This is a genomic window from Pantoea sp. X-Soil-MYKO-1785 (assembly GCF_059730675.1).
The window spans coordinates 120,233-144,934 of the sequence record NZ_AP036001.1; the positions used below are offsets into that span (position 1 = coordinate 120,233).

Sequence of the window (24,702 nt, forward strand, 5' to 3'; positions counted from 1 at the left end):
GAGGCGGGATAAAAGAGCAGGCACTTGGTCAGTTAGTTAACACTCGTAATTATGGAATCAAGCTGCCTGAACATTCAGAACTGCATGGTGCTAAAGCCCCCCTGACAGTGAAGTTATAGTGGTGTTCAGCTTCACAATTCTGAATGAATGCAGAAACCATTCCCGCTAAACCTCGTTCTGAACTGCGGTAATGGTTTCCAATAAGTCATGGGAAAAGGGATGACTCAGAGTAAGCAGGGTGATTTATTTTTGACGGGCTTACTCTTCCCGAAGCAGAGACGTCGGGCGTCGCGTATCAGGATTAACTCATGAGTCGATGCTGATTGATGATGACTACTGATGTGTATCAGTGGTGACCGTGGGTCAAACCTGCGACCACAAACGGGGCACAGGGCACTGTGCTTCTTCATGAAAACCTCCATCAACAAAGGAAATGACACTGGCAAGTGCCATCTCGTTTGTTGAGAGGAAGGTGGGTTCTGCCACTTCGGGATCTTGCGCTTGTGCACTCCTCCCGCCCGACGGTATGCTGCGCCGTTCAGCATGCTTAAGTAGAAAGTTTATCTTCCAGCCTTAACTAATGTGTCACAACGGATGACACAAAACTGGAACAACTAAAAAATACATATTGTATTAATATTAGTCAATACAATTTGTGCTATAAATGGTAAATAATTGCAATTATATGATTTACCGGTAATTTTATTCAGTTAAGAACTAAGCAGATAAGCTTTACTTGAAATTTGTATTGTCGTAAGCAATCTAAACGATCGTCAAAGCCCTTCAAGTTTGGCTTCTATAACTACCCCAATGATTCGACAGTTACTATCAAACGGGATCATGTGATAACTAGGGTTAAGAGGCTTGAGATAATGTTGACCTGCATCAATAACATACTTCTTAAAGGTTGCTTCGTTTTCCTTTTCAAGTTTAGCAACTACTAATCTGCCATTAGCGGGTTCAACAGCTGGATCTACCAAAATTTTCATCCCTTCCGGTATACTTAAGCCGGTTGGAGCAGTCATAGAATCACCTTTGACTGTCAGCCAAAAGCTTTTTTCGCTGGCTTTAGCTGTTGTCTGTGACCAATCCTCAATATCTTTAGAGTCAAAAGGTTCCAGAGCTTCAGACCAATTTCCTGCTGATACCCAGCTTATTACCGGGAAGCTTTTGACCTCGTGGTGAGGTTGCGGATCAGAGACATTTAAAAGCGCTTCATCTGGATAAATTACCATACCAGAGGAGCTTAGAATCAGTTCCTTGAGACCCAACACTTTCATCATTGCAGATATATCTTCAATGCTTGGCTCGCGGCGTCCATTCAGCCAATGGCCAATCGCACCTTGGGTTTTGCCCAAAGCCTCTGCAAGCCTTTCCTGTGTAAGGCCAATTTGTTTCATTCTGGCCTTAGCCAGTTGATTCCATGGAATATGCATACGCAAATTATTACGAAGCGTATTAATTCTAACAACACACAAAATGTATTAACCCTCTTGCCTGTATTTAGTACGATATGTATTATTAACTTCTTTCGTTGTTTTGGAGTTCCCTATGTGTCATCTAAAGACAATTCGACAACAAATTAATGTATCTCAATCTCTTCTGGCTCAAAGAGTTGGATGTAGCCAAGGCGCTATCGGACATTATGAAAATAAGCGCCGAAAACCTAACCTCCAGACTTGCAGAATGTTAGTGCATGCGCTTAGAGAGTTAGGTGCCGACGTTGAGCTAGATGATGTCTTTCCTCCCGACCCTCACTTGGTTCCAAATGCTTATCCTTACCATCAATACCTTTAGCGTCACTATTGGTCTAACGATTTTTGACTCAGGGAGGTGCCGTTATGTCAGAAAACTGGATCAAAATGCGTACTTCTCTGAAGTCACACCCCAAAGTTAATGAGATTGCTGCTCTGCTTGAGAACCCGGCGGATGGCAGTGAAGGGTTCGATGTCTCTGTCGGCGGACAACGCTCCACACTTATGACGCGTAACGTGACGCGGTGCGTCACGCTCGCGGCGCTTCATGCGATCTGGAGTGCCGCCAATGAGCACACCAGTGACGGCGTGTTCCATAACGTCGATCTCAGTTACTTGGATGTTCTGGCAGAATTCGATGGATTCGGGGAAGCGATGGCCGCTGTCGGATGGGCCATCTTCGATGCGGAAAACCGCTGGGTCATTCTGCCTAACTTCTGTGAAAATAACGTTCCCGAATGCAAGCGGGCTTCAACAGGTGCTGAGCGGCAGCGGCGCTATCGTGAGCGTCAGAAGGCAAAGCGTAACGTAACGGGTGACGTAACGCATAACGTAACGGAGAGCGTAACGCGTGACGTAACGGTGACGTTAGATAAGATAAGAAAAGAAGATCTAAAACAAAACACACACACCGCGCGCGCGAGGACTTTTCCGGATTCTGTGGATAACTTTGAGGCTGAACAGCCACAAACCCAGACAGGTCAAGGGCTGAGAGCAGGGCAGGGTGCTCAGGCGGCACAGGTAGCAACGGTCAGATACCCTGTCACAGGGCGTAACCGTAACGTTACTGAAGACGTAACGCATAACGTAACGGCCGGCGTAACGCGTAACGGTGATGTACAACGTTACGTTTCTGACCAGCGTTACGGTGACACACCTCCTGGCGTAACGAACATTCGTAACGCATCCGGCGTAACGCAACGAAACCCTGCAGAACCTGTCCCTCTGAATGACCCGGCAGCAAGCATGCGAACATGCCATATCTTTTCGCCGGTACCACAGGAACGGTTCGCCATGCATCCTGAGTGGCAACCATCTTCTGACCTGATTCAGATTGCAGCAGAGGCAGGCATGACGCTTGATAAACCCCCGGAGCCGTCTCAGATAGCTGAGTTCTGCGCGTTCTGGCGATCGGAAGGAAAACAGTTCAGACAGGCGCAGTGGGACCTTAAGCTGGCTCAGCGGCTGGCGGAGGGACAAAAGTTAAAGGTGAAAAGGGCGTCACGCCGTGACGTGAACGCGATAGCTGATGCGCCCTATGAAATTCCGGAGGGGTTCAGGGGGGCGTGAACGTGACAGGCATCATGTTGCTCTTAGTCCGCTTTGAGCGAAAAGCAGACGTTCTGTTTGCAGCTGATATGGCAGTGAGCTGTCCAGATTAGGAATGACCTTCAGATATTTCAGGAACGCTATAATTTCCGCGCAGCATGACTACAAAGGGCGGATAAGAAGCAGTAACCGTGTAAACCTCAGGTATGCGGGCAGCACAGGCAGGAAGAGCCGCTGTCCGACCATAAGTAGCGGCTCAGGTATCTGAAATCGTAGAGGATCTGGCATTATTTACAGAAATAGGCGATTAGTCTGAACATTGCGGGAAATGAAGGTAAACCTTGATTCTGAGAAAAGAAGCATTGCATCGCTAAAATGTTTTATAACAACATGGAGGCTGATTTATCTGAGCAACATATGTGATCTGCGTTGAATTTTTTTCATATGCCTGTAAAGAATGCTTTTGTGAAGCGACTTTCATAAAACAAAACGAAGAGTGATTTTCATCACGCATTGAAACGTAAAATTATTAATTTAGGCGACGAAGATCACATTATTTATACTGTATCTTTTGATTATATCAAAAAATGTTGCTCATTCGAAAAATTCATAACCCCTCACCGATAAATTTCTTTAACAGATTTGTCACAGTACAGGTAATTATTTTACTGAAGCAGTGACCCTACATCTGTAAACAACCAGGATAAATATATGACAACGACATCTCCCAAAGCTGGAAAATATCGCTGGGTAGTCGCCGTAATGTTTTTTATGGTGTACATGATTGCTGGCGCGGACAGGGCTAATATCGGTGTGGTGGTGCCTTTCATTAAGAAAGAATATCACCTGACAAATACAGATATTGGCATGCTCGCCAGTCTTTTTTACATTACTTACGCTGCGGTGCAGATCCCCTCTGGCTTTTTATTCAGCAGGTTTGGAATTGGACGTATTTTATCCGGCTGTATGATCCTGACCTCGCTGTCGACCCTTTTGATGGGCTTTACGACCAGTGTACTGCAGCTAAAAATTGCCCGAGCGCTACTGGGTGCCTCTGAAGGCCCGCTTAATATCGGCATTGTATCCATTATTAACCGCTGGTTCCCTGCCCGTGAAAAAGGATTAGCGACCGGCATTTTCATGTCGTCAATAAAGTTTGCGCCAGCTTTTGTGCCTCCCCTCTGTGCTTTCATTGTATTTAACTGGGGATGGCGTGAAGTGTTTTATATTTTTGCTGTTCCTGGCTTTATTATTGCCGTCTTGTGGCTTTTCCTGGTTAAAGATGACCCATCGAAAAGCAAATTCTGCTCAGAAAGTGAAAAAGATTACATCCTTAATTCAGATGCTAATGAGCGCGCATTAAATAAGAAGTCAGGGGTTGTTGAAAAAACCAGATTTGATTTCCTTATCCGTGCCCGTCGCGTTGAGAAACTGAGCACTTCCCGTCAGATATTTTCATCATGGAATAACTGGGCATGTGCAATAGGTTATGGCCTGATGGTAGGCATCACCTACTCAATAATGACCTGGATCCCGACTTATCTGGTCAATGTTAAACATCTTTCAATACTCAGTATGGGCTTCGTTGCATCTGCTCCGTGGCTGGGTGCCATCGTTGGCAACATCCTGGGTGGCATGATGTCTGATCGTCTTTTCAGGAAGAGACGTAAGCCGGTTATGTTTATCACTTCAGCCTCAACGGTAGTGATGATGTATGTACTGATCAATACACCATCTGTACCTGCCCTGATTGCCGTGCTTTTCTTTGTCACCGGCGTACTGCTTAACATTGGATATTCAACGTTTCTCGTTTATCCCATGGGTCTCGTAGAAAAAGAAAAAGTTCCTTTAGCCGTTTCAGTCGTGAATACCGTTGGTTCCGTTGGAGGTGCTGTCGCGCCGTTTGTCGTCGGACTGATTCTTGATTCAGGCGGCTGGGATCAGGTGTTTATTTTCCTCAGCATCAGCTCTCTGGTTGCGTTTATGTTGCTAATAACCATGACTGAGCCACTGGAGAAAGAACACACACATGCTGAGCCAGCAGTAAGCACAGAAAAACATCAGATAGGTCACCAGTTATAACAAGGAGTAGGTATGAAAATTTATGTGCTCGATCCTGTACATGAAAGCGTCATTGCTAAGGCACGCGAAAACCATGAAGTTGTGGCATATCCCGAATCACGTGACCGTGACTGGAGAAATGAGGCCGATGCCCTGATTGTCCGTACCTGGGTGGTAAGCCGTGAGGATCTTGAACAGGCCAGATGCCTGAAAATTGTTGCCAAACATGGTGTGGGCGTTGACAACATTGATATTAATGCTGCCAGAGAGCTTGGCGTAATTGTCACTAATACACCGTCAGCGAATGCAGTCAGCGTTGCGGAATACGTAGTGGCTTTAACACTGTCACTTTATCGCAACGTAAATATCTATCCTTCCAGGCTCAAGCAAGGCGTGTTCCGCGCTGAGCCGGCTGCATTTGAAATTGCGGGCAAGACAGTCGGCCTGATTGGCCTTGGGGATATAGGCGGGCGCGTCGCAGCAATATTTACTCACGGGTTTGGGGCAAAAGTCGTGGCCTATGATCCCTTCGCCTCCGACAGCACCTTCAGTAAATACGGAGCTGAGCGGGTAACAGAGCTGAATGTTCTGCTTGAATCCAGCGACATAATCAGCCTGCATGTCCCGCTGACAAAAGCAACGAATAACCTGATTTCTGCGGAGCAGTTACGCATCATGAAAGCGGAAAGCATTCTGATTAATGTTTCCCGTGGCGGTGTGGTTAATGAGGCGGATCTTTATGATGCATTAAGAAACAGCGTTATTTTTGCTGCAGCCTGTGACGTATTCGTGGATGAACCTGTTGATCCTGCTCACCCGTTATTATCCCTGAACAATTTTATCGGCTCACCGCACGTAGCCGGGACCAGTAATGAATCTCTGGTCCGTATGGGTATGGGCGCGCTGGAAAATATCGAAGCCGTCCTGAGCGGCTCAGAACCTAAAAACGCAGTTTGAATAAAGGAGTCAGAAATGCGCACGACTAAATTTGATCAGCTGGTTGCGTTTGAACGCCTGCCAGAAAGTGTAATTTCACGTGCACGCGAGTATCAGGCAGCAATCCTGTCAGATGTTGCCGGTCGTCGAGGTGCACTACACAGCGCTGTTGCGCCATTGCGAAATGACATGAAACTGGTCGGTACGGCTTTTACGGTTGAAGTCAGGCCTGGTGATAACCTGATGTTTCATGTTGCACTGGCATTAGCTAAACCAGGAGATGTTATCGTTGTTGCTGGTCACGGTTACGGTTCCGGAGCACTGTTTGGGGAACTGATGGTGAAACAGGCAGAGGCCGCAGGACTGGGCGGTTTTGTAGTGGATGGTGCTTCGCGTGATTTTGACACAATCAGTCACTCCTCAATGCCGATTTTTGCTGCAGGGCGCAACCCGGCCGGTCCAACTAAAAACATTGACGGTAAGATTTGTCACCCCGTTTCGCTGGGTAACGTTTCAGTCTCGTCTGGCGATCTGGTGGTAGGTGACTGCGATGGCGTAGTCGTCATTCCCGCAGCGGAGGTTGAACAGGTACTTGAGGCTGCGGCTAAAAAAGTTGAGCAGGAAGGACAGCGACTTGAAGAAATTGCCAGCGGTATCCTGGTTTCGCCCTGGCTGGATGATGCACTTCGTGCTGCAGGTGTAATCCAAAAGGATGAGACGCTTATTTAATTTTTAAATTTAATTAAGTTATCAGTTATCTTTTAAATCGTAATTAGCGTATTCAACAGCAATATTCGCCATCGCGGAAATTGACAGCCTTGTATCGTCTTTTTTCCAGCAGAAAGAATATTCTATCTGAGGGAGTGGCACATCGCATAAATGAGCTGTCAGTTCTCCGCGTTCAGAGAGTTTTTTTACCAGGCTTTCAGGAAGCAGGCTTATTCCGACATCAGCAATTGTCAGTGCAACAATGGCATTAAGTAAATTACATGAAATGAAACGCTTTGGATTTATTTTATGCATGGCAGCCCATGTATCATATGCACTTTTTAACTGAGATTCGCTGGTCATAGTAATATGAGGATGAATGCTGATTTCCTTTAAATTTAATCTGCGGTTTTCAGGAATACGTTGTGGAGAAGAAGCCCATAAAAAATTAACGACAGACAAAGGGACGGAGTTAAAACTGTGATTACTGTAAGAACTGAAGGGTAATATAGCAAAGTCAATTTCACCCTTTAACAGTTTTTTGGAGAGTGCAGATGCGAGATCAACGTGAGACTCAAGGGTAAGATTTTCATTATCCTGATATAAACGTGCCGCGAAGGCCGGAAACCAGGTTGTTGCCGTAAGCTCACTGATACCAGCCCGGTAAAAGCCCCCAATCCATGTATCACCTGTGGCAGATTTAACGATTTCATTCTCCATCTGCAGCATCTGATGGGACAGGGCCAGAATGCGGTGGCCTGAGTCGGTCAGAGAGATGTTTTGCGTTGTACGAGTGAAGAGGGATCGTCCTAATGTGACTTCCAGTTCCTGAATACGCTTGGAAAGCGTTGACTGTGTAACGTTCAGTTTGTTCGCTGCAGCACTGAAACTACCCAGACTGGCTGCCCAGTAGAATGCTTCGAGCTGTTTCAGTGTCATAAGTGTTTCCTTCAGGTTTCTTTGGGCAGTAAGAGTAACGGGTAGTGAGAGCCAGCTCAGTTTACAGTTCTGGCGGGAGGTTAGTACATTATGCAAAATAAAAAGTTGCTTTTAGGGATGAACGATCCAGTGCTGAAAGCTTTTCAGAACCCATATGCGCGTGAAATGATTGACCGCTTTCAGGAACTCGCGTCTGAAGACAGAGAAACAGAATGGCAAATATTTAACTCCCTGACTTCCGGGTTTATAAATAACTGGAAATGGAAGTCGAATGAGATTAAATGCAAAGTATTTATTCATGCCAGTAAAAATTTTGAAACGAGACAGGATATTCTTTTTTTTACGGTGAAGCTAAGCGGTATATATATTAATGAGTTCATGAAGCCTGTCAGCTTTCAACTGCCTTTAAGTAAAGGGAAGTATGAAATATGACGCTGGAAAAACGCTATAGGTTATGATCTGTCCGGCAATTACCGCACTAATTCAGGTGTGTTTAGCAGAGTAAAAAAGTATAGCAGCGATGAGCAACTCATATGGCAAGGCCGGGTTAATGTATTTGACCGTAGCCTGTTACGGGGAGCAAATAAAAATCACACTCTGACTGGTTTAACTTACAAGCTCAGTCAGAGCGTAAATGAAGGATTAAGAAATTATGTCATGCTTTACGATGTGCTTTTTCAGTACACCATGCAGACGTCCAGGCGAAGTATCTCATTTGCAGAAAACTTAAAATTGAAAACTAAATCACATAATACTGATGATTCAATCGTCACAGGCAAATAATAAACCACTGCGATTATTGAACTTTCTAATCCTGCATATAACATTCAGGTTTGTTCAAATATCACAAATTGAATACATAAAGGTCCGCTTCTGGCACGAAGCGGACTGATGCAGTCCCTTTAGGCATGCAGGCGCAGTGGGATCTGAAACTGGCTCAGCGGCTGGTAGGGGGACAAAAGTTTAAAGTGAGAAGGGCGCCACGCCGTGACGTGAACGCGATAGTTGATGCGCGCTATGAGATTCCAGAGGGGTTCAGAGGGGGCTGAGCATCAAGAGCCATGTTGCATATAGTGCGTGATGAGCACAAAGCAGACGTTGCCATAAACGGTGTAACCTGTTCTGACCACGCAACATACCAATACAGCGCTTTTTCTCAGACTAAAACTTTGCAAGCTCGCTGAACCACCAGAGAATTTCAGCATACAGCAATATAGCCTGTGCAAAAGTTACTTTTGCATCACGCACAAAGGCAGTATATCCCAGCCTGTTTTTTATTTCATTTCGGTGATAATTTCACCAACATAGTGACCGCTAAAATCTTTAGCATCAAATGTTAAGTTTAACTTATTGATTTTATTTAATTAAAAATTGTTGGTGTAATTTCCTGTTGTGTATCGTGCTGTTTGAGTGTAGTGATCACTACATTCTTAGCTCACAACAATCAGGACAATACACAATGGCTCAGTCTTTTCAGAAAAAAATCGCAGTTATAACTGGCGCGTCATCCGGCATTGGTCTGGGAATAGCACAGGAGCTTTCAGCACTTGGCGCAACCGTAATCATTACCGGGCGAGACAAAAATAAACTGGAACTGGCAATCAGTACGCTTGGGCCGGATGCATGTCAGTTTCAGGTGGATGTATCCAGCCTCACCGAACTGGATAATTTTTATAAGCAAATATTGTCCCGGTTTGGTCGCATCGACATCCTGGTAGCAAATGCCGGAATGGGCGAATTTGAACCCCTCGGGCAGATAACCCCGGAGAAGTTCGATCGTCAGTTCACAACGAACGTCAGGGGTATCACGTTTACCGTTCAGAAAGCATTACCACTGATGAAACCAGGCAGCAGCATTGTAATTACAGGTTCAACGGCCTCAATTAATCCCGGTCAGGGCCTCAGTGTTTATGGAGGCACCAAGGCTGCTTTACGTGCAATGGTACGCAGCTGGATTCTGGACATAAAAGGTGCTGGCGTTCGCATTAATATCCTCAGCCCCGGACCGGTGGATACTCAATCCTTACACGATTTCCTTCCCGAACCTGCTGACGCCATCCTGCAGTCTTTGCGTGACCGCAGTCCGATTGGTCGCATCGGCCAGACAGACGAAATAGCAAAAGCTGTTGTTTTCCTTGCCAGTGATGATGCCAGTTATATCAACGGCGCGGAAATTTTTGCCGATGGCGGCGCATCTCAGATCTGAACATTGTTACTGAAGAATGAAGGTCTTGGGCAAAATGATAGTTCCTCCTTCAAGAGGAACCGGCCCTACTGGCACGACGTGGTCCGGCACAGATGCTTCGTGCCGGAAGGGTACCTGTTGCGCTAATTTTCAGTGGCATTATTTAACGTGATTCGCCGGGTATATGCGTGGCGGATCTATTTCCATCCTGATATGAAGAGAATAAATTATGGTTAATTCAGTTCACGCAGAAAATGAACAACGTTATTTCGATGAATTAAAAATTCAGCGGTTACTTGCTTCTTACGTCCACAACCTGGATGACGGAAAGTTTGCAGAGAACGCCGAGTTATTTAAATATGCTGAATTTACTGTTCTCAGTGATACGGTACATGGTAGTGAAGAGGTCGAGCAGTTTTTTAACCGTGGCGTTCAGCGCCATAAGGATGGAACTCCCCGGACGTGGCATAACGTTTCTAATGTGCTGATAGATGTATCCCCATCCGGTAGTTCAGCCACTTGCGTCAGTTATTTCACTGTACATCAGGAGCTCGAGGGGTTTCCATTGCAGCCTATATGTACAGGGCGGTATTACGACAGTTTTGAAAAACATGACGGTCAGTGGCGTTTTACGTCGCGCAACGTTGTTCCCCGGCTGATGGGCGAACTTCAGTTTCACGTAGGCACGCCCCTCGACAGTTCACAGACTGAGGGGGGTAGTGGAGATGAAAAAGACCGCGCTTGTTACCGGGGGCAATAAAGGGATTGGCTTCGCTATAGTCAGAGGCCTCGCAAGAACGGGTATGTCAGTCTGGATGGGTGCGCGTGATCGCAGTCGTGGTGAAGAAGCAGTTGCCATCCTGCGACAGGAAGGTCTTAACGTCAGGCTACTGGAACTGGATGTTGCAGATGAAGCGAGCGTGCAGAACGCTGCTGCAGTACTTGCGCATGAACTGGGTTCTCTCGACGTTCTTGTTAATAATGCGGGCATTCTCAGTGACGTCATCACACCTCCGAGCCAGGTCAGTATTAAAGACATGAAAGCGGTTTATGAAGTCAATCTCTTTGGCCCGGTACGCGTGACGCAGGCCTTTCTGTCGCTGCTTAAAGCTTCTGGAGAGGCCCGGATCGTTATGATGAGCAGCGGCGTGGGTTCTCTGACGCTGATTACCGATCCAACTTCGATATATTCAGGCGTTAATCTCCTTGATTATACCTCTTCGAAGGTCGCCCTGAATGCTGTGACGGTTTCATTTGCAAAGGAACTTGAGCCCTTTGGGATCAAAGTGAACGCTGTTGAACCCGGCCATGTACGAACCGATTTAAATGCCAACACCGGCTTTCTGACACCGGATGAAGGGGCTGCAACGGCAATAAAAATGGCGTTAACGGGACCGGACGGACCTACAGGTGGTTTCTTCGGCAGTCACGGACGCCAGCCCTGGTAACAGAGGATGTCCGTTCACCTGATACAATAACCGGGATGTCGGGAAAACAGACAAGCTACTGACTCAGCCGACAAACTGTCAGCCCGATGTCCTATCATTATCCACTGCGGTACGCAGTAAATTTGACTTTTCTATACCCGTCCATCAGTGCCAGAACGGCAAGCCATATCGGGACATATGCTAACAGTGATGACAGTGTCAGTTTTTCTTCCGGCAGAAAAAGTGATACCAGAGACAATAATAAAGGTTCGACATAAGACAGCATGCCAAACAGCGTAAACGAGAGACTGCTGCTGGCAAGCAGAAAGCAGAGTAATGCAGAACAACTCAGTAAGCCCAATCCTGTGACTGTGTGCCACCCACCGGTGGATAACCATTCATTTCCGCTCCCCTGATAAATCAGAAGAACAACTGCCGATATTATGAGAAATAAATTCTCTGCTATCACGCTGAAAAAAGCGTCGCTTTTAAGCTGACGTTTAATAATTAAATAGGACGGATATCCCAGCATAACCACAAGGGCTACAAGAGAAAGTGAACGGACCATTAGCACTTCAGCCGTAACGCCGCAAGCAGCACAGCAATTTTCTGCCATCCCGATATCGTTTCGCCGTATAGGGCTCTGCCGGTTATTACCATGACCAGAGGAAGCAGAAAGTAACCGAGTGCCAGTGACCGGCTTTGCCCGTTGACCGGAGCTCAGCAGAAAATGATTATCTGCAGGCCAGGCAGCGCTGCGCAGACACACGTTGCAGCGAGCAGCTACATACTTTTTACCACTGATAATAAATAGCGCCGGAAAGGCTTTAGCTTTTTTCGAAAAGCCAGCGCCAGTATCAGCAACAATGCAGTGGTTAAAGCACGCAATCCGGCTATCTGCCATCCGTTCAGCGGATACAAAAATACACTGTAATAACAGAGTACAGAAAACAGTACTGACGACAGTAATGCCAGCGTGATGCCCGTGAGTGCAGACATATTTCCCCCTGCCGTGAATCAAAATCAAAGCAGTGACGTAATGCGGTGCACCGGCCAGCTCAATGCTGACCGGTGCACCTTATTAACAGAGTCAGGAGAGCTGGAGCCACGTACCCGAAATACTCAGCGCAAACTCACTACCAAAAACGATCGCCGGCGTCTGAAAACCAGGGAAACTGTCACCGTTCAGGACACGCCTTGCAGCCTCTGTGGCCGCAAGTGGCGTATAGGAATATCCGTTAACCGTTCCAATCACAGCCCGGTTGATCTTCCCGTCAGCCCCGGTAACCTCAGCAACAGCGCGTGCGCGGTTTGCATCGCGTTCATCCTGCCCGGGCCCTTCAGGAAGCAGGGACAAATCACCCTGCGGAAAGGCATCTCCAGTCACATGCACAAACATCTCAATATCCGGAATGCCGGTTGAATGCCATGCTGTCACCAGATCGCCAAAGGAAAGCGGCGCACAGGCCACAGGGCCTTCACCAAAATCAAACCAGCCGGGCTGCGCATCCTCTTTCGTCATCAGAATACCGTTAACACGTTCCAGCAGGCCGGCTGCGATTATTTCGCCTGCGCTGACGGCAGACCCCCGGGACATCGTTCCGGCCACCTGTAATGCTATACGCAACCGTCGTGGTTCCGGTACATGCCGCGCAAGGCGAACGGCCAGGCAGTCGGTTGGCACCACGTCCCAGCCCACGCCCGGCAGCAGCATACTCCCGGCCCGCGCCGCTCTTTCTCCCAGTGACTCAGCCAGCCGGTAAACGTTAATTTCCGCTGTGATATCAAGGTAATGAATGCCCAGGTCTATACAGGCTTTCATCAGCGGTTCTGCCGTAGCGGCAAACGGACCGGCGCAGTTCAGCACAACGCCGACGCCTGCAAGCTGCAACGCAGTTTCAGCAGCGTCCTCCAGGCCAAATACCCGCATACTGACGTCAAGTTCACCGGCAAGTGCGGCCAGCCGCTGCCTGTTTCTGCCGGCAATAATAGTATTCAGGCCGGCACTTTTAGCCTGCGCAGCGATCATGCGTCCCGTGTAACCGGTGGCGCCATAAATCAGTAATGTTTTCATGGTTGAGGGTGCTGCCATTCTTTATAAACAAATTCAAGGCTGTATCCATCGGGGTCGTAAACGCCGGCGGCGTAGTAGCGGGGATCGTAGTGAAGCCGGGCACCGGGTGCGCCATTGTCAGACGCGCCGGCACGCATGGCTGAAGCATAGGCTTCATTCACCATTGTCTGATTTCGCGCAACAAACCCGACATGTACAGCAGCTGGCGCAACAGTTCCTTCGCGTAGCCAGAAAAAGATCCGGCCCTGAGCCCCGAACCCTTTCAAATCCGGGTGGCCGGGCGGCCCTTCTTTTCCGTCATAATCATGACGAACTGTGATGCCGAGAGGGGCAAGCGCTTCCGTATAGAAACGGACAGAACGGTCTGTATCGCTGACCGTTAAGAACAGATGATCGAGCATAAAACCTCCGGAAGAATTTAGATTTGGTAGCCGCCGGCAACCTCGATGGATTGTGCGTTAATCCAGACGCTGTCATCAGAGACCAGGCCTGCGATAACCCGGCCGACATCGTCCGGCTCCCCCACGCGTTCCAGCGCGGTTTGTGAGGCGAGCAGAGACTCAAATTCATCATTCAGTCCTCCGCCAAGCGACGTACGGATTGCACCCGGAGAGACTGCATTTGCCCGGATGCGCCGCGGCCCGAACTCTTTGGCCATATAGCGGGTCAGTACTTCAAGGCCGCCTTTAAAGGCAGCGTAGGGCGCAACACCTGCTGTGGCCACGCGCGTGGTGGCGCTGGTAACGTTGATGATGTGTCCTCCATCGCAAATCAGAGGCAGCAGCTTTTGGGTCAGGAAAAAAGGGCCCTTCAGGTGTACGGCAAAAAGACTGTCGAACTCACTCTCCGTGACCGTTTCAATCGGGTTAAAGAGCCCAAACCCGGCGTTGTTTACCAGCACGTCAATCTGCTCACATTCCCAGGTGACACTGACTATGTCCAGTAAGGCGTTGCGGAAAGTGCCGAAGGTTTCGGTGCAAGCCACATCCAGATGCAGCGCAACGGCACGGCCGCCTGACGCTTCAATCACCTTCACAACGCTCAGGGCAGATTCAGGATGGCTGTTATAAGTCACAATCACCCCCATCCCTTTAGCCGCGCACTGCTGCGCCACGCTGGCGCCGATCCCGCCACTGCCGCCGGTAATCAGTACAATTTTCATTATTTCATCCTTTCTGTCTGCGATAGAAAAAGGATAAAACTTCCCGGACAGGCCAGCCTCTGCGTTCCTGCTCGATTCTTGCCTTTTTCTGCTTTATGCTCGCTTTAATCATCATACAGAGGAAGCTGACTTTGATACTGGAACCCCTGCTTGAAGAGCTGCGTCTTCTGGCCGCTCATGCCCGAAACTGGCGAACCGAAACCGGTATCCCCCGTGTGGCAATGGTGCAGGGTGACGTTCCCACACATGCACTGGCTGCGGTCTATGAGCCGATGGTTAATCTCATATTGCGAGGCAGTAAATCCATGACGGTGGGAGACCGGGTGTTTAATTACAATCCTGCTTCTTACTTTGTTATGTCGGTAGATTTGCCAGCCGTAGGCGAAGTCCATCCCGAGGCCACCGGTGAGCCGTATCTCGCGGTCAGCCTGACCCTGACGCCGGAACGGATTGCGACACTGCTGGCTGATTTACCTCCCGTGAAGGCTGATTCACAGTCGGGTGCTTTTTCCGTTGCTGCCGTCACGCCAGAACTGCTAGATGCCTGGGTAAGAATGCTTCGCCTGATGAAAAGTCCTGAAGATATCCCTGCTCTCGCACCGGTGTATGAACGTGAAATCCTTTATCATGTTCTTAAAGGCCCACATGGCTGGATGCTGAGGGATATTGCTTCACCGGGAACCATGCTGGCGCGGATAGGTAATGCGATTCGCTGGATAAGACATAATTTTGCTGATGAATTTGTGGTTGAATCACTGGCCGGACAGGAAGCCATGAGCGTATCGGCCTTTCATCGTCATTTTAAGTCTGTGACAAACATGAGTCCGGTCCAGTATCAGAAGCGCGTCCGTCTTCTTCATGCCAGAACCAAATTACTGGCGCGTCAGCAGAGCGTCACGTCTGTTGCCATGGAGGTGGGTTATCGCAGCGTGCCCCAGTTTAATCGTGAGTACGCCCGTTTCTTTGGCCGCTCTCCTTTAAAAGACGCTGCAAGTCTCCGGAACGACGCTGATGATGCGGAAAGCTCTCTGGATCACCACGTTTAATGCGGCAGTGAATTTTGCTGCCGCAACGAAGCAATAACTCACCTCACGATATTTCACTCCGTGGATAGCCGCCAGGGAAAACCCAACAGGCAGTAACTCAGACGTGGTTCAATTTCGCAAAGTGACGGCCGGCACTCTTACTCATTCTTTCTGACAGACGACTTCGATGTTATTACCGTCAGGATCAAGGATGAAAGCCGCATAGTAGTGTGAATGATAATGATCGCGAATTCCCGGCGCGCCATTGTCTCTACCGCCTGCCTGTAGAGCTGCACGCCAGAATTCGTCGACTATGGCCCGCTCACTGGCAGCAAAAGCCAGATGTGTTGAAGCGCCTGTTATGTCTTTATCATGAAGCCAGAGCCTCGGGTATCCCTCCGGGCCCAGCCCGTGCCGGGCACCACCCGTTAAAGTACGCTCCGGAGGCACAGAAATGATCAGGCTGAACCCCAGCGGGGCGAGGGCTGCTTCAAAGAATTTGAGCGATACCAGAGCATTTTTTACAGCAATTTCAACATGATCGATAACAGACATAACTTTTACCTCCTGGTTAAACATTTTTTGGCGTCAGGAGAGCGCTGAATGCCTGACCGGCCAGCTGAGCCACGGCAGTCAACCTGGCTTTTGATAATCCCGTTACTGCGGCTGCAGAAAAGCCTCGCAGCGTTGTCACGACATAATCAGAAAGCTCGCGGTCCCGTGCTGGTTCATACTGCCGGATATAATTTCTGATGAACTGAATTCCTGCCTTACCATAGCGACCTGCCAGCTCCCGGGCCTGCGGATCATTGGCACGCATACCTTCAGCCACAAGACAGCCTCGCTGGACCGGGGATCGGGCGTATAAACGTGCAGCAGTCATAAAAAGATCTGCAACCGCCTCATTCAGCGGCCTGCCCGGAGTCAGAATTTTGTCAGCTGGCAGGTTTCCTTCTGCAACATAGAGATCCAGGCAGCGTTCAAACAGCCCTGCTTTACTACCGTAAGCGGCGTAAAGGCTGGGAGGATTTATATTCAGCGTCTTTGTCAGTTCCGTGATACCTACAGCATCATAACCACGCTGATGAAACAGCGCTTTAGCCGTCTGCACGCCGGACTCTCTGTCAAGCACCCGCCTGGGTGCTTTTATTGTTTTTTCGGTATCGCTCATAGGTTTTTTTCCGCTGCATCAGAAGTGTTTCTGAATGCCATCTTAAAACTTTCTTATAGTGATCGCTACAAGAAGTTAGTGACAGCCTGTTCAGGTTTAAATATAGTGACCACTACAAACAAACATATGGTGCAATTATGAATCAGTTGTTTAAGAGAAAGGTGGCCGTTATCACTGGTGGCGGGAGCGGCATTGGACTGGCTATAGCGAAAAGCATGAGCGATGAAGGCGCAGATGTCATTATCACTGGCCGGAATGCAGAAACCCTTCAGGAGGCGGTAAAGGCTCTGGGGAAAAATGTAAAAGGTATTGTTGCTGATGTCAGCAGCATGGTTAGTATTAATGCGCTTTATGAACAGGTTGAAGCGGAATTTGGCCACATTGATATTCTTGTCGCTAATGCCGGCGGTGGGGTCCATGCTCCGCTTGGTGAAATCACTGAAAAACAGATCCACGACCAGTTCGCTACCAATGTTAAAGGTGTTGTGATGACTGTCCAGCAGGCTTTGCCCCTGCTTGGGAAGGGTTCAAGCGTGATTATCATTGGTTCGACGGCATCAGTAGACCCGGGTCCAACCATGAGCATTTATGGTGCGACTAAAGCCGCTGTGAGAAACATGGTGAGAAGCTGGATTACAGAGCTGCATGGAACGGATATACGCATAAACATCGTCAGTCCGGGTCCTGTGAATACAGAGTCGCTCAGAGCCGCATTTGGTGATAATGCCGAAGAGGGGATCGCCTTCCTCACCGCTAAAAGTCCGCTGGGGCGTATCGGAGAGCCGGAAGAAATTGCCTCTGTTGTTTCTTTCCTGGCCAGTGATGCCGCAAGTTATGTGAATGGTATAGAGCTGTTTGCTGACGGGGGCGCCTCTCAGACCTGACAGAGGATAGGTACGTTCATTTAACACAAAATTACTCTCGCTCACCTGTTGTGTTGGCCCGGAACACAGATGTCCTCTTATGGCTGTGAGTTCAATGGGTCGACGCAACACTATCTCTTAAAGAAAGGAGATACTCTCTTAACCTTCAACCTGTTTCTTAACCAAAGGGCATGTATCTAACTGGGTTGTACTGATTGTCCACTATGAGCGAAAAGCTGACGTCAAAATGAAAGCTACAGGGAAGTCCTGCCACATTAAACATAACATTTCAATCGACTCAAGTTCATATCTATCTTGCCGATAAACACAGTGCACTTTACAAACTTTTTTTAAATCAACGGAGTCTTCAATGGCAACGACTCTTTACCGGGCTAAGTGCTTGGATTGAAAACATGAATGGATAAGTCGTACTGGATATGGAACGCCAGATTACTGCCCAGAATGTCGAAGCCGTCGAATAGCAACAAGCCCAATCGGATAAACTAATGGGGTGTTAAAATGAGTTTTTTGAAGACAGTACTCACTGCAGCTTTGTTTGTCGCAGCGCCCACATGGGCGGGAGATTTAACTGGACCTCAAAATAATGCCGTTAGATCTGCGAAGCAGTATCTCAGTATGACGGGCTTTTCACGGGACGGACTTATTCATCAACTCTCATCGGATGCAGGGGATGGTTACGATATTTCTGACGCTACGGTAGCAGTGGACAGCCTGAATATTGATTGGAACCAGGAGGCGGTGAAATCTGCGAAGGAGTATCTCAGTATGACGGGCTTCTCATGCAAAGGCCTCATTAAGCAACTTTCCTCAAGTGCCGGAGATAAATACACCGTAGACCAAGCAACATACGGGGCAAAACAGGCAGGTGGCTGCTAAAAAACGATGTGGTTTAAGTGATGGTTACACTCGAACTGAACTGCTCCCCGCAGATTAGTACATACCGATGTTAGCAACGTTCGCTTCTGGCACAAAGCGGTCTGGTGCAGGCCCTTTAGGCATTCAGGCGCAGTGGGATCTGAAACTGGCTCAGCGTCTGGCGGTCGTGCGAAAGTTTAAGGTGAGAAGGGCGCCACCGCGCTACGTGAACGCGATAGCTGATGCGCCCTATGAAATTCCGGAGGGGTTTCGGGGTGAGTGAGAGCAACAGGAAGTATGGTGCACTTAGTCCGCCTTGAGGAAAAGCGGACGTTGAGTGAGATTAAAGCTGTAAGAAATTACAGACCTATAGGGCGATTCAGGCTGCAATTTATGTTTATATAAATATTGATAATCAGTATTCAAGCTTTTTTAAGGGGGATATGTGCGCATTCGACCATCATCTCGATTGATCATTCTTTCGCCTGAAAATCATGTCCTGCTCTTTAGGTTCTGTCATAAAGATGATGCTCTGAGGGGAAAAACATACTGGGCAACTCCGGGAGGAGGGCTTGAAAAAAATGAATCTTTCGAGCAGGCCGCTATACGCGAATTATTTGAAGAAACGGGATTGAAAGGAACATTAACAGGACCAGAAATAGCGTCCCGAACCTTCAAAATGATGCTACCAAGTGGGGAGACAGTACTTGCTGATGAGCGTTTCTTTATGATTAATGCAAATACAGTAGATCTCGATCGTTCAGGATGGAGTAGCAATGAAAAGAAAGTCATTCGCGATCATCATTGGTGGACAATAGAAGAGCTAATGCACACTAATGAGACAATTTTTCCACGCGACTTAATCATTAACATACTTGAAAGCAAGTCAGCCGGATCTTCGACGTTAACTGCGTCATGATATCTTGAACGTCCGCTTCTGGCACAGAGCAGACTTTTGCGAGGGGCAAGGTCTGCTAAGAGCGAGGAGCGGACGTAGGAAATTGTTCTTTCCACCCAACGATAACGTGTGTTAATCAGCGGGAGCAGGTCATGAAACGCGGTGAAGAGTTATGTTCCCAGTATCGCCCTACTCCAGCCACGTTCAACGCGTGATTTTTGCGGCCTTATCTTGCTCCCAATGTGTGACACCTTCGACCCCACGCGTCGAGTCAGATGCAAGCATCAATGACTGTCTAGGGAAGAGCCCCATCAAATGCGGCACGCGGCCAAAGTCTTGCACGGTCTCAGCCCACTCATAGTTTTCCTCTAAGGGATAATAATTCACGGCATGCAGGAAAGCACCCAACACGGTTGTTTTAGAGGCATCGTAGGCCGAGATATTCTCCATGTTTTTATCCCTACGTAGTTCTTCGATATCTATGCCTTCGCAAGTCTCATACCAAATGTGCACTACGCCAGCACGATCAGGGGGAATCTGCATAACTCCATCATTGAGCAAGCTCTTGAAATGTTTGGATCTGAGGCCGAGAGAAATCTCATGATCGCAGCGCCACTGAGCTCCAACGCACTTTGCAACATCCTTTACAAAAAAGTTGAGAATGTCGTTATTGGTGCCAGGACGAATAACTCGCTGAGCGATAGTCGAGATACTTCGTTTCTCATTGCTATCCAGGCCCCCAAATACCAGCAATTCATGCTGTGGGCTATTGGCTCTGACTGAAAATTTTCGGTAGTGACGTTTGAGTCCTAATTTGTCGATGGCTCTTATTCCCACACTGATTGAACTCACATTAGCTTTTCCCGTCCCCCCTTTAATGGCTAGATTCACCGCTTTAATAACGTCTGCCGGAGTCACACTGGCGACCTGCTCATGGAAAATTATATCCACAATGTTCCACGGTGCGACTTTGAGCATATGTTGGCTCAATTCATGCCAGATCTTGGCCCAGCCTTGCTCTTCGGTCTTGGAGTACTTGTTTTGCTTATCCGACCTTTTGCACTCAACGTAGAACTCCAGATCACCTAACTTGACGAGCATATCCGGTGATTTTTTGGTCTTTCCATCGGGCCAGACAATGCTATTTTCCGGGATGAAGACAACCTCATAGCCGTTCTTTAGGTAGAACGATGCCGTCAACAGCTCAAAAATTTGAGTTTCTGGTTTGTTGTTATTTGCTAGCATTTTGTCCAGAACATCATCGACGTATGGGACTTTGCGAAGCTGGTCTGCAACAGCACCTATGGCCATAGCATAGGGGTAAATCCGCCTGCTGCTGTAAGTAGCATCACTATATGGAAAATCATGAGACAGATACGAGGTCAGAATGTACCAGTCGATGTCATCTTCTGCTGGTAAGAAGAGCTGGGGCTCTATCGGCAGATTGATGTTGAACTTAGACTCCTTCTCTCGTATGCGCTTCAAATATGCAGCTTTGCGAGCAGCCCAAGCCTCAGTTCCAAGCCTGTCCACAAGCAACTGATAAAAAGCTTTTGTTCTTAAAAGCTCAACCCGACTGACAATATCCATTGCGGTCTCTCCTGGTACTGGTAGTTGTATAGAGTCATTATCGAGATATGTCATTTTCAACTTATTGAGGGGATTATTCCTCAGAAATCTCAGTTTGCTACCACAAAGAGATAGAAACTCTGTATCGCATTCTGTGTAAGTATCCTATCCAAGCGGACCATAAGTTTTTTATATATCTGACGTCCCGCAACGTCCGCTCTTGGCTATGAGTTCTGCGTTTCATGGCAACGTCCCCCTTTATTTAAGGATAGCGTTGCATCGACCCGTTGAACTCACAGCACATTGCAGACGTCTGAATATAACAAAGATGGCCCCTCCGCTTCCCCGCCGGGACGAGGTCGATTAAGGGTGGATACGTAGCTAGGGATTAGAATGGAAGATAAATCCTTCACTATCTCGAGCTTGATAATAATAGGTTTCAAATTCAGCACGATTAATACTAAATGCAACGTGATGGTCTTGACCTAACCCTGCGAAAAGGATATCAGCCTCTTTACAGCGGAATACTTTAAGCTCATCGTTTTTTACGATCGTTAACCGCCCCATGCGGGTTCCTGCAGTAATTTTCGCATCAAGAGCCAGCTCTGGATGTTGATCTGTTCTTACCGAAACTCTTAGCATCACCAGGTTTCCTTATGATAAAGCGGGTCAGTGTCGTGTGAGTAAGGCAGCGCAACATTACTGTAATACTGCGATCAGTCACGGAAGTAAGGCTCCAGTGCTTCCGGCTGCTGCATCTCCACCCCATGGAGATAACCGGCATATTCATACGCTATCCTGACGGGTCTAAATCCACGTTAACCCTGCAACGATTTTTCTGCTGCGTGCTGCTGGATTGTGTGACATAAGCTACTTCATCTGGAATGTGAAAATGTATGTAACTCCGTCTTCGTCAACAAAGGCACTGTTGAAAGGATCTTGTGAGCCCTTCGAATTCGCTATAGCGTCCGCCCGAAATTTGATATGAGAAAATGGTTTGCATTTTATTTCTAGTTTATCAAAAGCCTGGCGTGCACTGGGAAACTCCATACCATTTACAGAAACCTTATATCTGCGTCGTCTGGCAGCTTCAGACTCACTGGGTGTTGCATACCTCGACATAAGCTATTCCCTCTTAAGTAGACTGAGTAACCATATTATTTATATAACTGAAATATTTCATCCCATAAAACTTATAACACTGGGAGAGGGGGATGTGATTTTTTTTTGCAAAAATAATGTGGCGGAACTAAACAGAAATTGCTCTGAAGGAAGCTGACTATAACCCAAAATGGTTAAATTTAATAAGAAATATTCTATCGAAACGATTCGGTATTGAAATTACTTCTAATTTGATGCTGATCAAGTTTTAAAATAATTAACTGATTAGATTCATAGGCAGTTTAAGTACTGATTTCCTGCTTTTTCAAGGTAAATGGCATGTGTACTTTGTGTTTTTGTTGCCAAAAGTGTGGCTCAAATAAGTTCATATTCACTCAACGAGATCAGGTTCAGAGGATGCCGCATGGAGCTGCCTGCGCAATATGCCGGTACCCTATGACCGTGAGTTCATGCTTCGCCAGACAACGGTACGTACAACGTGATGTAGTGGTCAACAAAAACTGGCCACCGAGTTAGAGTTTTTCCAGTATCGGGTTTCCGATTCATTTGGTGGTAACCCACCATTATAGTCGTGCGGTCTTAGTGCACTGTAATATCCAACGATATAGTCCGTTATGGCGTGAGCTGCATCGCTGAAGCTTAAGTAACCCGTCACCGGCACACATTCGTTCTTCAGGCTTCTGAAGAAGCGTTCCATCGGGCTGTTATCCCAGCATTTTCCGCGCCGGCTCATACTCTGTCTGATCCTGTATCGCCACAGTAACTGCCGGAACTGCCTGCTTGTATAATGACGACCCTGGTCGCTGTGGAACATCACCCCGACGGGCTTACCGCGAGTTTCCCATGCCATTTCCAGCGCTTTCATGGTGAGTCTGCTGTCCGGCGAGAACGACATTGCCCAGCCCACTGGTTTTCTTGCGAACAGGTCGAGAACAACGGCGAGGTACGCCCAGCGTTTACCTGTCCAGATATAGGTCACATCACCGCACCACACCTGGTTGGGCTCCGTTACGGCGAACTGTCGCTCAAGATGATTCGGGATAGCAACGTGCTCATGACCGCCACGCTTATACTGGTGAGTTGGCTGCTGGCAACTCACCGGTCCCAGCTCTTTCATGAGCCTGCCAGCAAGCCAGCGCCCCATCGGGTAGCCTCTCTGGGTTGCCATTGTGGCGATGCTTCTTGCTCCGGCCGAACCGTGGCTGATGCCATGCAGCTCAAGTACCTGACTGCGTAATACAGCCCGTCTGCCGTCCGGCTTTTCAGGACGGTTTTTCCAGTATTTGTAGCTGCTGCGATGAACCCCGAACACATGGCAGAGTGTGGCCACAGGATAACGCGCCCTGAGTTTCACGATTATCGAGAACTGTTCAGGGAGTCTGACATCAAGAGCGCGGTAGCCTTTTTTAATATTTCGTTTTCCATTTCAATATGTTGCATCTTCTTCCTGAGTTCACGTATTTCGATTTGTTCCGGCGTTGTCGGGGAGGCTTTTGGCGTTTTGCCCTGACGCTCATCACGCAGTTGTTTGACCCATTTCGTCATCGTGGAAAGACCTACATCCATAGCCTTAGCGGCATCAGAGACGGTGTAGTTTTGGTCGACAACCAGCTGAGCGGATTCGCGTTTGAATTCAGGACTAAAATTTCTTCTTTTCATTGGAGCACCTGTGTTGTTCTGAGGTGAGCATATCACCTCTGTTCAGGTGGCCAAATTCAGTAAACCACTACACTATGCGCTCTAACATGCTTGAGTTAATGGGTATTTTCGTACAAGTTGTCGAGCTGCGAAGTTTCACTAAAGCCGCTGACACTTTCCAACTGCATTGCAATGCACATGGTTTAACATTCGGGGTAAAGCCCTTTGTTACCAGCTTTGTTGGCGTTAATTGCCCTAAAAAGATTGATTAGTCGTAATGTTAATTCTCAAATTTTTATACTTTTCCTTTCGTATATGTAATGTATACTTTCACTAAAATCCTTCATCATCAATGAGAGTTACGTGACCGCAGTCAAACAAACCTCCGCAGATAAGTTAGGCGAACTGGCCTATCAAACGTTGCGACGAATGATCCTCGAAAAAACCCTTCGTAGTGGCGGTGCAGTGGTGGAGGGAAGACTCGTTGAAGAACTCAACATTTCACGTACTCCTTTGAGAGAAGCACTCCTGAGACTTGAAGGTGAAGGTTTACTTGTCCGGGGTAGCGGTCGTTCTTATTCCGTTCGCTTTATCAGCGCACAGGAATATTTTCAGACTATGAAGGTACGTGAGTTACTGGAAACTGAAGCTATCACGCTGTCCATCAGCAAGATTGACTCAAGTCTAATTGAACAGCTTATCCATCAGGTTCAATCGCTTGCGGCGGCCCAGCCTGAACAAGCTTACTGGAGTGTTGACGATAAGGTTCATACACTGTTCGCTCAGCATTCAGGCAATGAGGTACTGGCTCGAATGATTGAGCAGGCCCGCACTCAGAGCCGGATGTTTGAACTGATCACGCCTTTTAACCGCATCGAAGAAGACCGTGAAGAGCATCTCGCGATTCTTAATGCCTGGAAAAGTGGTGATCCCTCGCTGGCCAGCCAGGCTGTAAGGACGCACCTCCGAAACCTGTCGGCTTTCGTGATGAAAAGACTGACTGGAGGCAATTAAATACGGAAGGG

At 47.9% G+C, this 24,702-nt stretch carries 25 protein-coding genes and 1 pseudogene; 15 read left to right on the forward strand and 11 right to left on the reverse strand.

The annotated features are described in order from the left end of the window. Nucleotides 1–773 precede the first annotated feature (773 nt). Nucleotides 774–1,436, reverse strand: coding sequence for a LexA family protein (locus tag AC6I8D_RS20430; RefSeq protein WP_497820759.1), 663 nt, complete (start codon nt 1,434–1,436; stop codon nt 774–776). 115 nt (nt 1,437–1,551) lie between these two features. On the opposite strand from AC6I8D_RS20430, the gene AC6I8D_RS20435 reads away from it, so the two are divergent. The 5 genes from AC6I8D_RS20435 (at nt 1,552) to AC6I8D_RS20455 (ending at nt 6,749) form a co-directional block, all read left to right on the forward strand. Continuing rightward, nucleotides 1,552–1,797, forward strand: a complete 246-nt coding sequence (locus AC6I8D_RS20435) for a helix-turn-helix transcriptional regulator (protein WP_497820760.1) — start codon at nt 1,552–1,554, stop codon at nt 1,795–1,797. Nucleotides 1,798–1,841: 44 nt separating this feature from the next. Continuing rightward, entirely contained in the window at nt 1,842–3,044 is a 1,203-nt protein-coding gene (locus AC6I8D_RS20440) for a DnaT-like ssDNA-binding domain-containing protein (protein WP_497820761.1), read from the forward strand. A 690-nt stretch (nt 3,045–3,734) separates the two neighbouring features. Beyond that, nucleotides 3,735–5,105, forward strand: a complete 1,371-nt coding sequence (locus AC6I8D_RS20445; RefSeq protein ID WP_497820762.1) for an MFS transporter — start codon at nt 3,735–3,737, stop codon at nt 5,103–5,105. A gap of 12 nt (nt 5,106–5,117) precedes the next feature. Next, nucleotides 5,118–6,041 carry an NAD(P)-dependent oxidoreductase gene (locus AC6I8D_RS20450; RefSeq protein ID WP_497820763.1) on the forward strand — a complete coding sequence of 308 codons (924 nt, stop codon included), beginning with the start codon at nt 5,118–5,120 and terminating at the stop codon, nt 6,039–6,041. Between the two features lie 15 nt (nt 6,042–6,056). Beyond that, nucleotides 6,057–6,749 (forward strand): RraA family protein, encoded by a 693-nt coding sequence (locus AC6I8D_RS20455; protein WP_497820764.1) that lies wholly within the window; start codon nt 6,057–6,059, stop codon nt 6,747–6,749. 21 nt (nt 6,750–6,770) lie between these two features. On the opposite strand, the gene AC6I8D_RS20460 is transcribed toward AC6I8D_RS20455, so the two are convergent. Next, nucleotides 6,771–7,667, reverse strand: a complete 897-nt coding sequence (locus AC6I8D_RS20460) for a LysR family transcriptional regulator (RefSeq protein WP_497820765.1) — start codon at nt 7,665–7,667, stop codon at nt 6,771–6,773. A gap of 90 nt (nt 7,668–7,757) precedes the next feature. Here AC6I8D_RS20460 and AC6I8D_RS20465 point away from each other — a divergent pair, with 90 nt between their 5' ends. The 4 genes from AC6I8D_RS20465 (at nt 7,758) to AC6I8D_RS20480 (ending at nt 11,300) form a co-directional block, all read left to right on the forward strand. Continuing rightward, entirely contained in the window at nt 7,758–8,099 is a 342-nt protein-coding gene (locus AC6I8D_RS20465) for a hypothetical protein (protein ID WP_497820766.1), read from the forward strand. A 1,027-nt stretch (nt 8,100–9,126) separates the two neighbouring features. Continuing rightward, entirely contained in the window at nt 9,127–9,873 is a 747-nt protein-coding gene (locus AC6I8D_RS20470; protein ID WP_497820767.1) for an SDR family NAD(P)-dependent oxidoreductase, read from the forward strand. Between the two features lie 208 nt (nt 9,874–10,081). Then, nucleotides 10,082–10,612: a nuclear transport factor 2 family protein gene (locus tag AC6I8D_RS20475; RefSeq protein ID WP_497820768.1), complete on the forward strand. Its 531-nt coding sequence runs from the start codon at nt 10,082–10,084 to the stop codon at nt 10,610–10,612. Further along, the gene (locus AC6I8D_RS20480; protein WP_497820769.1) at nt 10,578–11,300 is read left to right on the forward strand and encodes an SDR family oxidoreductase; all 723 of its coding nucleotides are present in this window, start codon (nt 10,578–10,580) and stop codon (nt 11,298–11,300) included. Before AC6I8D_RS20475 ends, AC6I8D_RS20480 begins: the two co-directional genes overlap by 35 nt. Nucleotides 11,301–11,397: 97 nt before the next feature. Here the strand turns inward: AC6I8D_RS20480 and AC6I8D_RS20485 are convergent, their stop codons facing one another. The 4 genes from AC6I8D_RS20485 to AC6I8D_RS20500 form a co-directional block, all read right to left on the reverse strand. Continuing rightward, nucleotides 11,398–12,183 carry an EamA family transporter gene (locus tag AC6I8D_RS20485; protein WP_497820770.1) on the reverse strand — a complete coding sequence of 262 codons (786 nt, stop codon included), beginning with the start codon at nt 12,181–12,183 and terminating at the stop codon, nt 11,398–11,400. A 186-nt stretch (nt 12,184–12,369) separates the two neighbouring features. Next, on the reverse strand, nt 12,370–13,353 hold the full coding sequence (locus AC6I8D_RS20490) for a saccharopine dehydrogenase family protein (protein ID WP_497820771.1): 984 nt from the start codon (nt 13,351–13,353) through the stop codon (nt 12,370–12,372). Continuing rightward, nucleotides 13,350–13,754, reverse strand: a complete 405-nt coding sequence (locus tag AC6I8D_RS20495) for a VOC family protein (RefSeq protein ID WP_497820772.1) — start codon at nt 13,752–13,754, stop codon at nt 13,350–13,352. Before AC6I8D_RS20495 ends, AC6I8D_RS20490 begins: the two co-directional genes overlap by 4 nt. A gap of 17 nt (nt 13,755–13,771) precedes the next feature. Further along, nucleotides 13,772–14,515 (reverse strand): SDR family NAD(P)-dependent oxidoreductase, encoded by a 744-nt coding sequence (locus tag AC6I8D_RS20500; protein WP_497820773.1) that lies wholly within the window; start codon nt 14,513–14,515, stop codon nt 13,772–13,774. A gap of 95 nt (nt 14,516–14,610) precedes the next feature. Here AC6I8D_RS20500 and AC6I8D_RS20505 point away from each other — a divergent pair, with 95 nt between their 5' ends. Beyond that, nucleotides 14,611–15,561: an AraC family transcriptional regulator gene (locus tag AC6I8D_RS20505; protein ID WP_497820774.1), complete on the forward strand. Its 951-nt coding sequence runs from the start codon at nt 14,611–14,613 to the stop codon at nt 15,559–15,561. Between the two features lie 141 nt (nt 15,562–15,702). Here the strand turns inward: AC6I8D_RS20505 and AC6I8D_RS20510 are convergent, their stop codons facing one another. Next, nucleotides 15,703–16,095 carry a VOC family protein gene (locus AC6I8D_RS20510; protein ID WP_497820775.1) on the reverse strand — a complete coding sequence of 131 codons (393 nt, stop codon included), beginning with the start codon at nt 16,093–16,095 and terminating at the stop codon, nt 15,703–15,705. A 16-nt stretch (nt 16,096–16,111) separates the two neighbouring features. Next, nucleotides 16,112–16,711, reverse strand: coding sequence for a TetR/AcrR family transcriptional regulator (locus tag AC6I8D_RS20515; RefSeq protein WP_497820776.1), 600 nt, complete (start codon nt 16,709–16,711; stop codon nt 16,112–16,114). A gap of 137 nt (nt 16,712–16,848) precedes the next feature. Here AC6I8D_RS20515 and AC6I8D_RS20520 point away from each other — a divergent pair, with 137 nt between their 5' ends. The 3 genes from AC6I8D_RS20520 (at nt 16,849) to AC6I8D_RS20530 (ending at nt 19,369) form a co-directional block, all read left to right on the forward strand. Next, nucleotides 16,849–17,595 (forward strand): SDR family NAD(P)-dependent oxidoreductase, encoded by a 747-nt coding sequence (locus tag AC6I8D_RS20520; RefSeq protein ID WP_497820777.1) that lies wholly within the window; start codon nt 16,849–16,851, stop codon nt 17,593–17,595. Between the two features lie 498 nt (nt 17,596–18,093). After that, nucleotides 18,094–18,471 carry an Ltp family lipoprotein gene (locus tag AC6I8D_RS20525; RefSeq protein ID WP_497820778.1) on the forward strand — a complete coding sequence of 126 codons (378 nt, stop codon included), beginning with the start codon at nt 18,094–18,096 and terminating at the stop codon, nt 18,469–18,471. A 424-nt stretch (nt 18,472–18,895) separates the two neighbouring features. Beyond that, nucleotides 18,896–19,369, forward strand: coding sequence for an NUDIX hydrolase (locus tag AC6I8D_RS20530; protein ID WP_497820779.1), 474 nt, complete (start codon nt 18,896–18,898; stop codon nt 19,367–19,369). Nucleotides 19,370–19,552: 183 nt separating this feature from the next. Here AC6I8D_RS20530 and AC6I8D_RS20535 read toward each other — a convergent pair whose 3' ends face one another. The 3 genes from AC6I8D_RS20535 to AC6I8D_RS20545 form a co-directional block, all read right to left on the reverse strand. Then, nucleotides 19,553–20,938: a hypothetical protein gene (locus AC6I8D_RS20535; RefSeq protein ID WP_497820780.1), complete on the reverse strand. Its 1,386-nt coding sequence runs from the start codon at nt 20,936–20,938 to the stop codon at nt 19,553–19,555. Between the two features lie 360 nt (nt 20,939–21,298). Then, on the reverse strand, nt 21,299–21,562 hold the full coding sequence (locus AC6I8D_RS20540) for a hypothetical protein (RefSeq protein ID WP_497820781.1): 264 nt from the start codon (nt 21,560–21,562) through the stop codon (nt 21,299–21,301). 967 nt (nt 21,563–22,529) lie between these two features. Continuing rightward, nucleotides 22,530–23,698 (reverse strand): IS3 family transposase gene (locus AC6I8D_RS20545; protein ID WP_497820782.1). Its coding sequence is split into 2 segments (ribosomal slippage): nt 22,530–23,449 and nt 23,449–23,698, totalling 1,170 coding nucleotides; the frame shifts between segments, so codons are not numbered across the junction. Nucleotides 23,699–23,772: 74 nt separating this feature from the next. Between AC6I8D_RS20545 and AC6I8D_RS20550 the strand changes: the two are divergent. Both AC6I8D_RS20550 and AC6I8D_RS20555 read left to right on the forward strand, forming a co-directional pair. Then, nucleotides 23,773–23,865 (forward strand): annotated as a pseudogene (locus tag AC6I8D_RS20550) (LysR family transcriptional regulator); the annotation flags it as partial. Nucleotides 23,866–24,040: 175 nt separating this feature from the next. Further along, entirely contained in the window at nt 24,041–24,691 is a 651-nt protein-coding gene (locus AC6I8D_RS20555; protein WP_497820783.1) for a GntR family transcriptional regulator, read from the forward strand. Nucleotides 24,692–24,702: the final 11 nt, after the last annotated feature.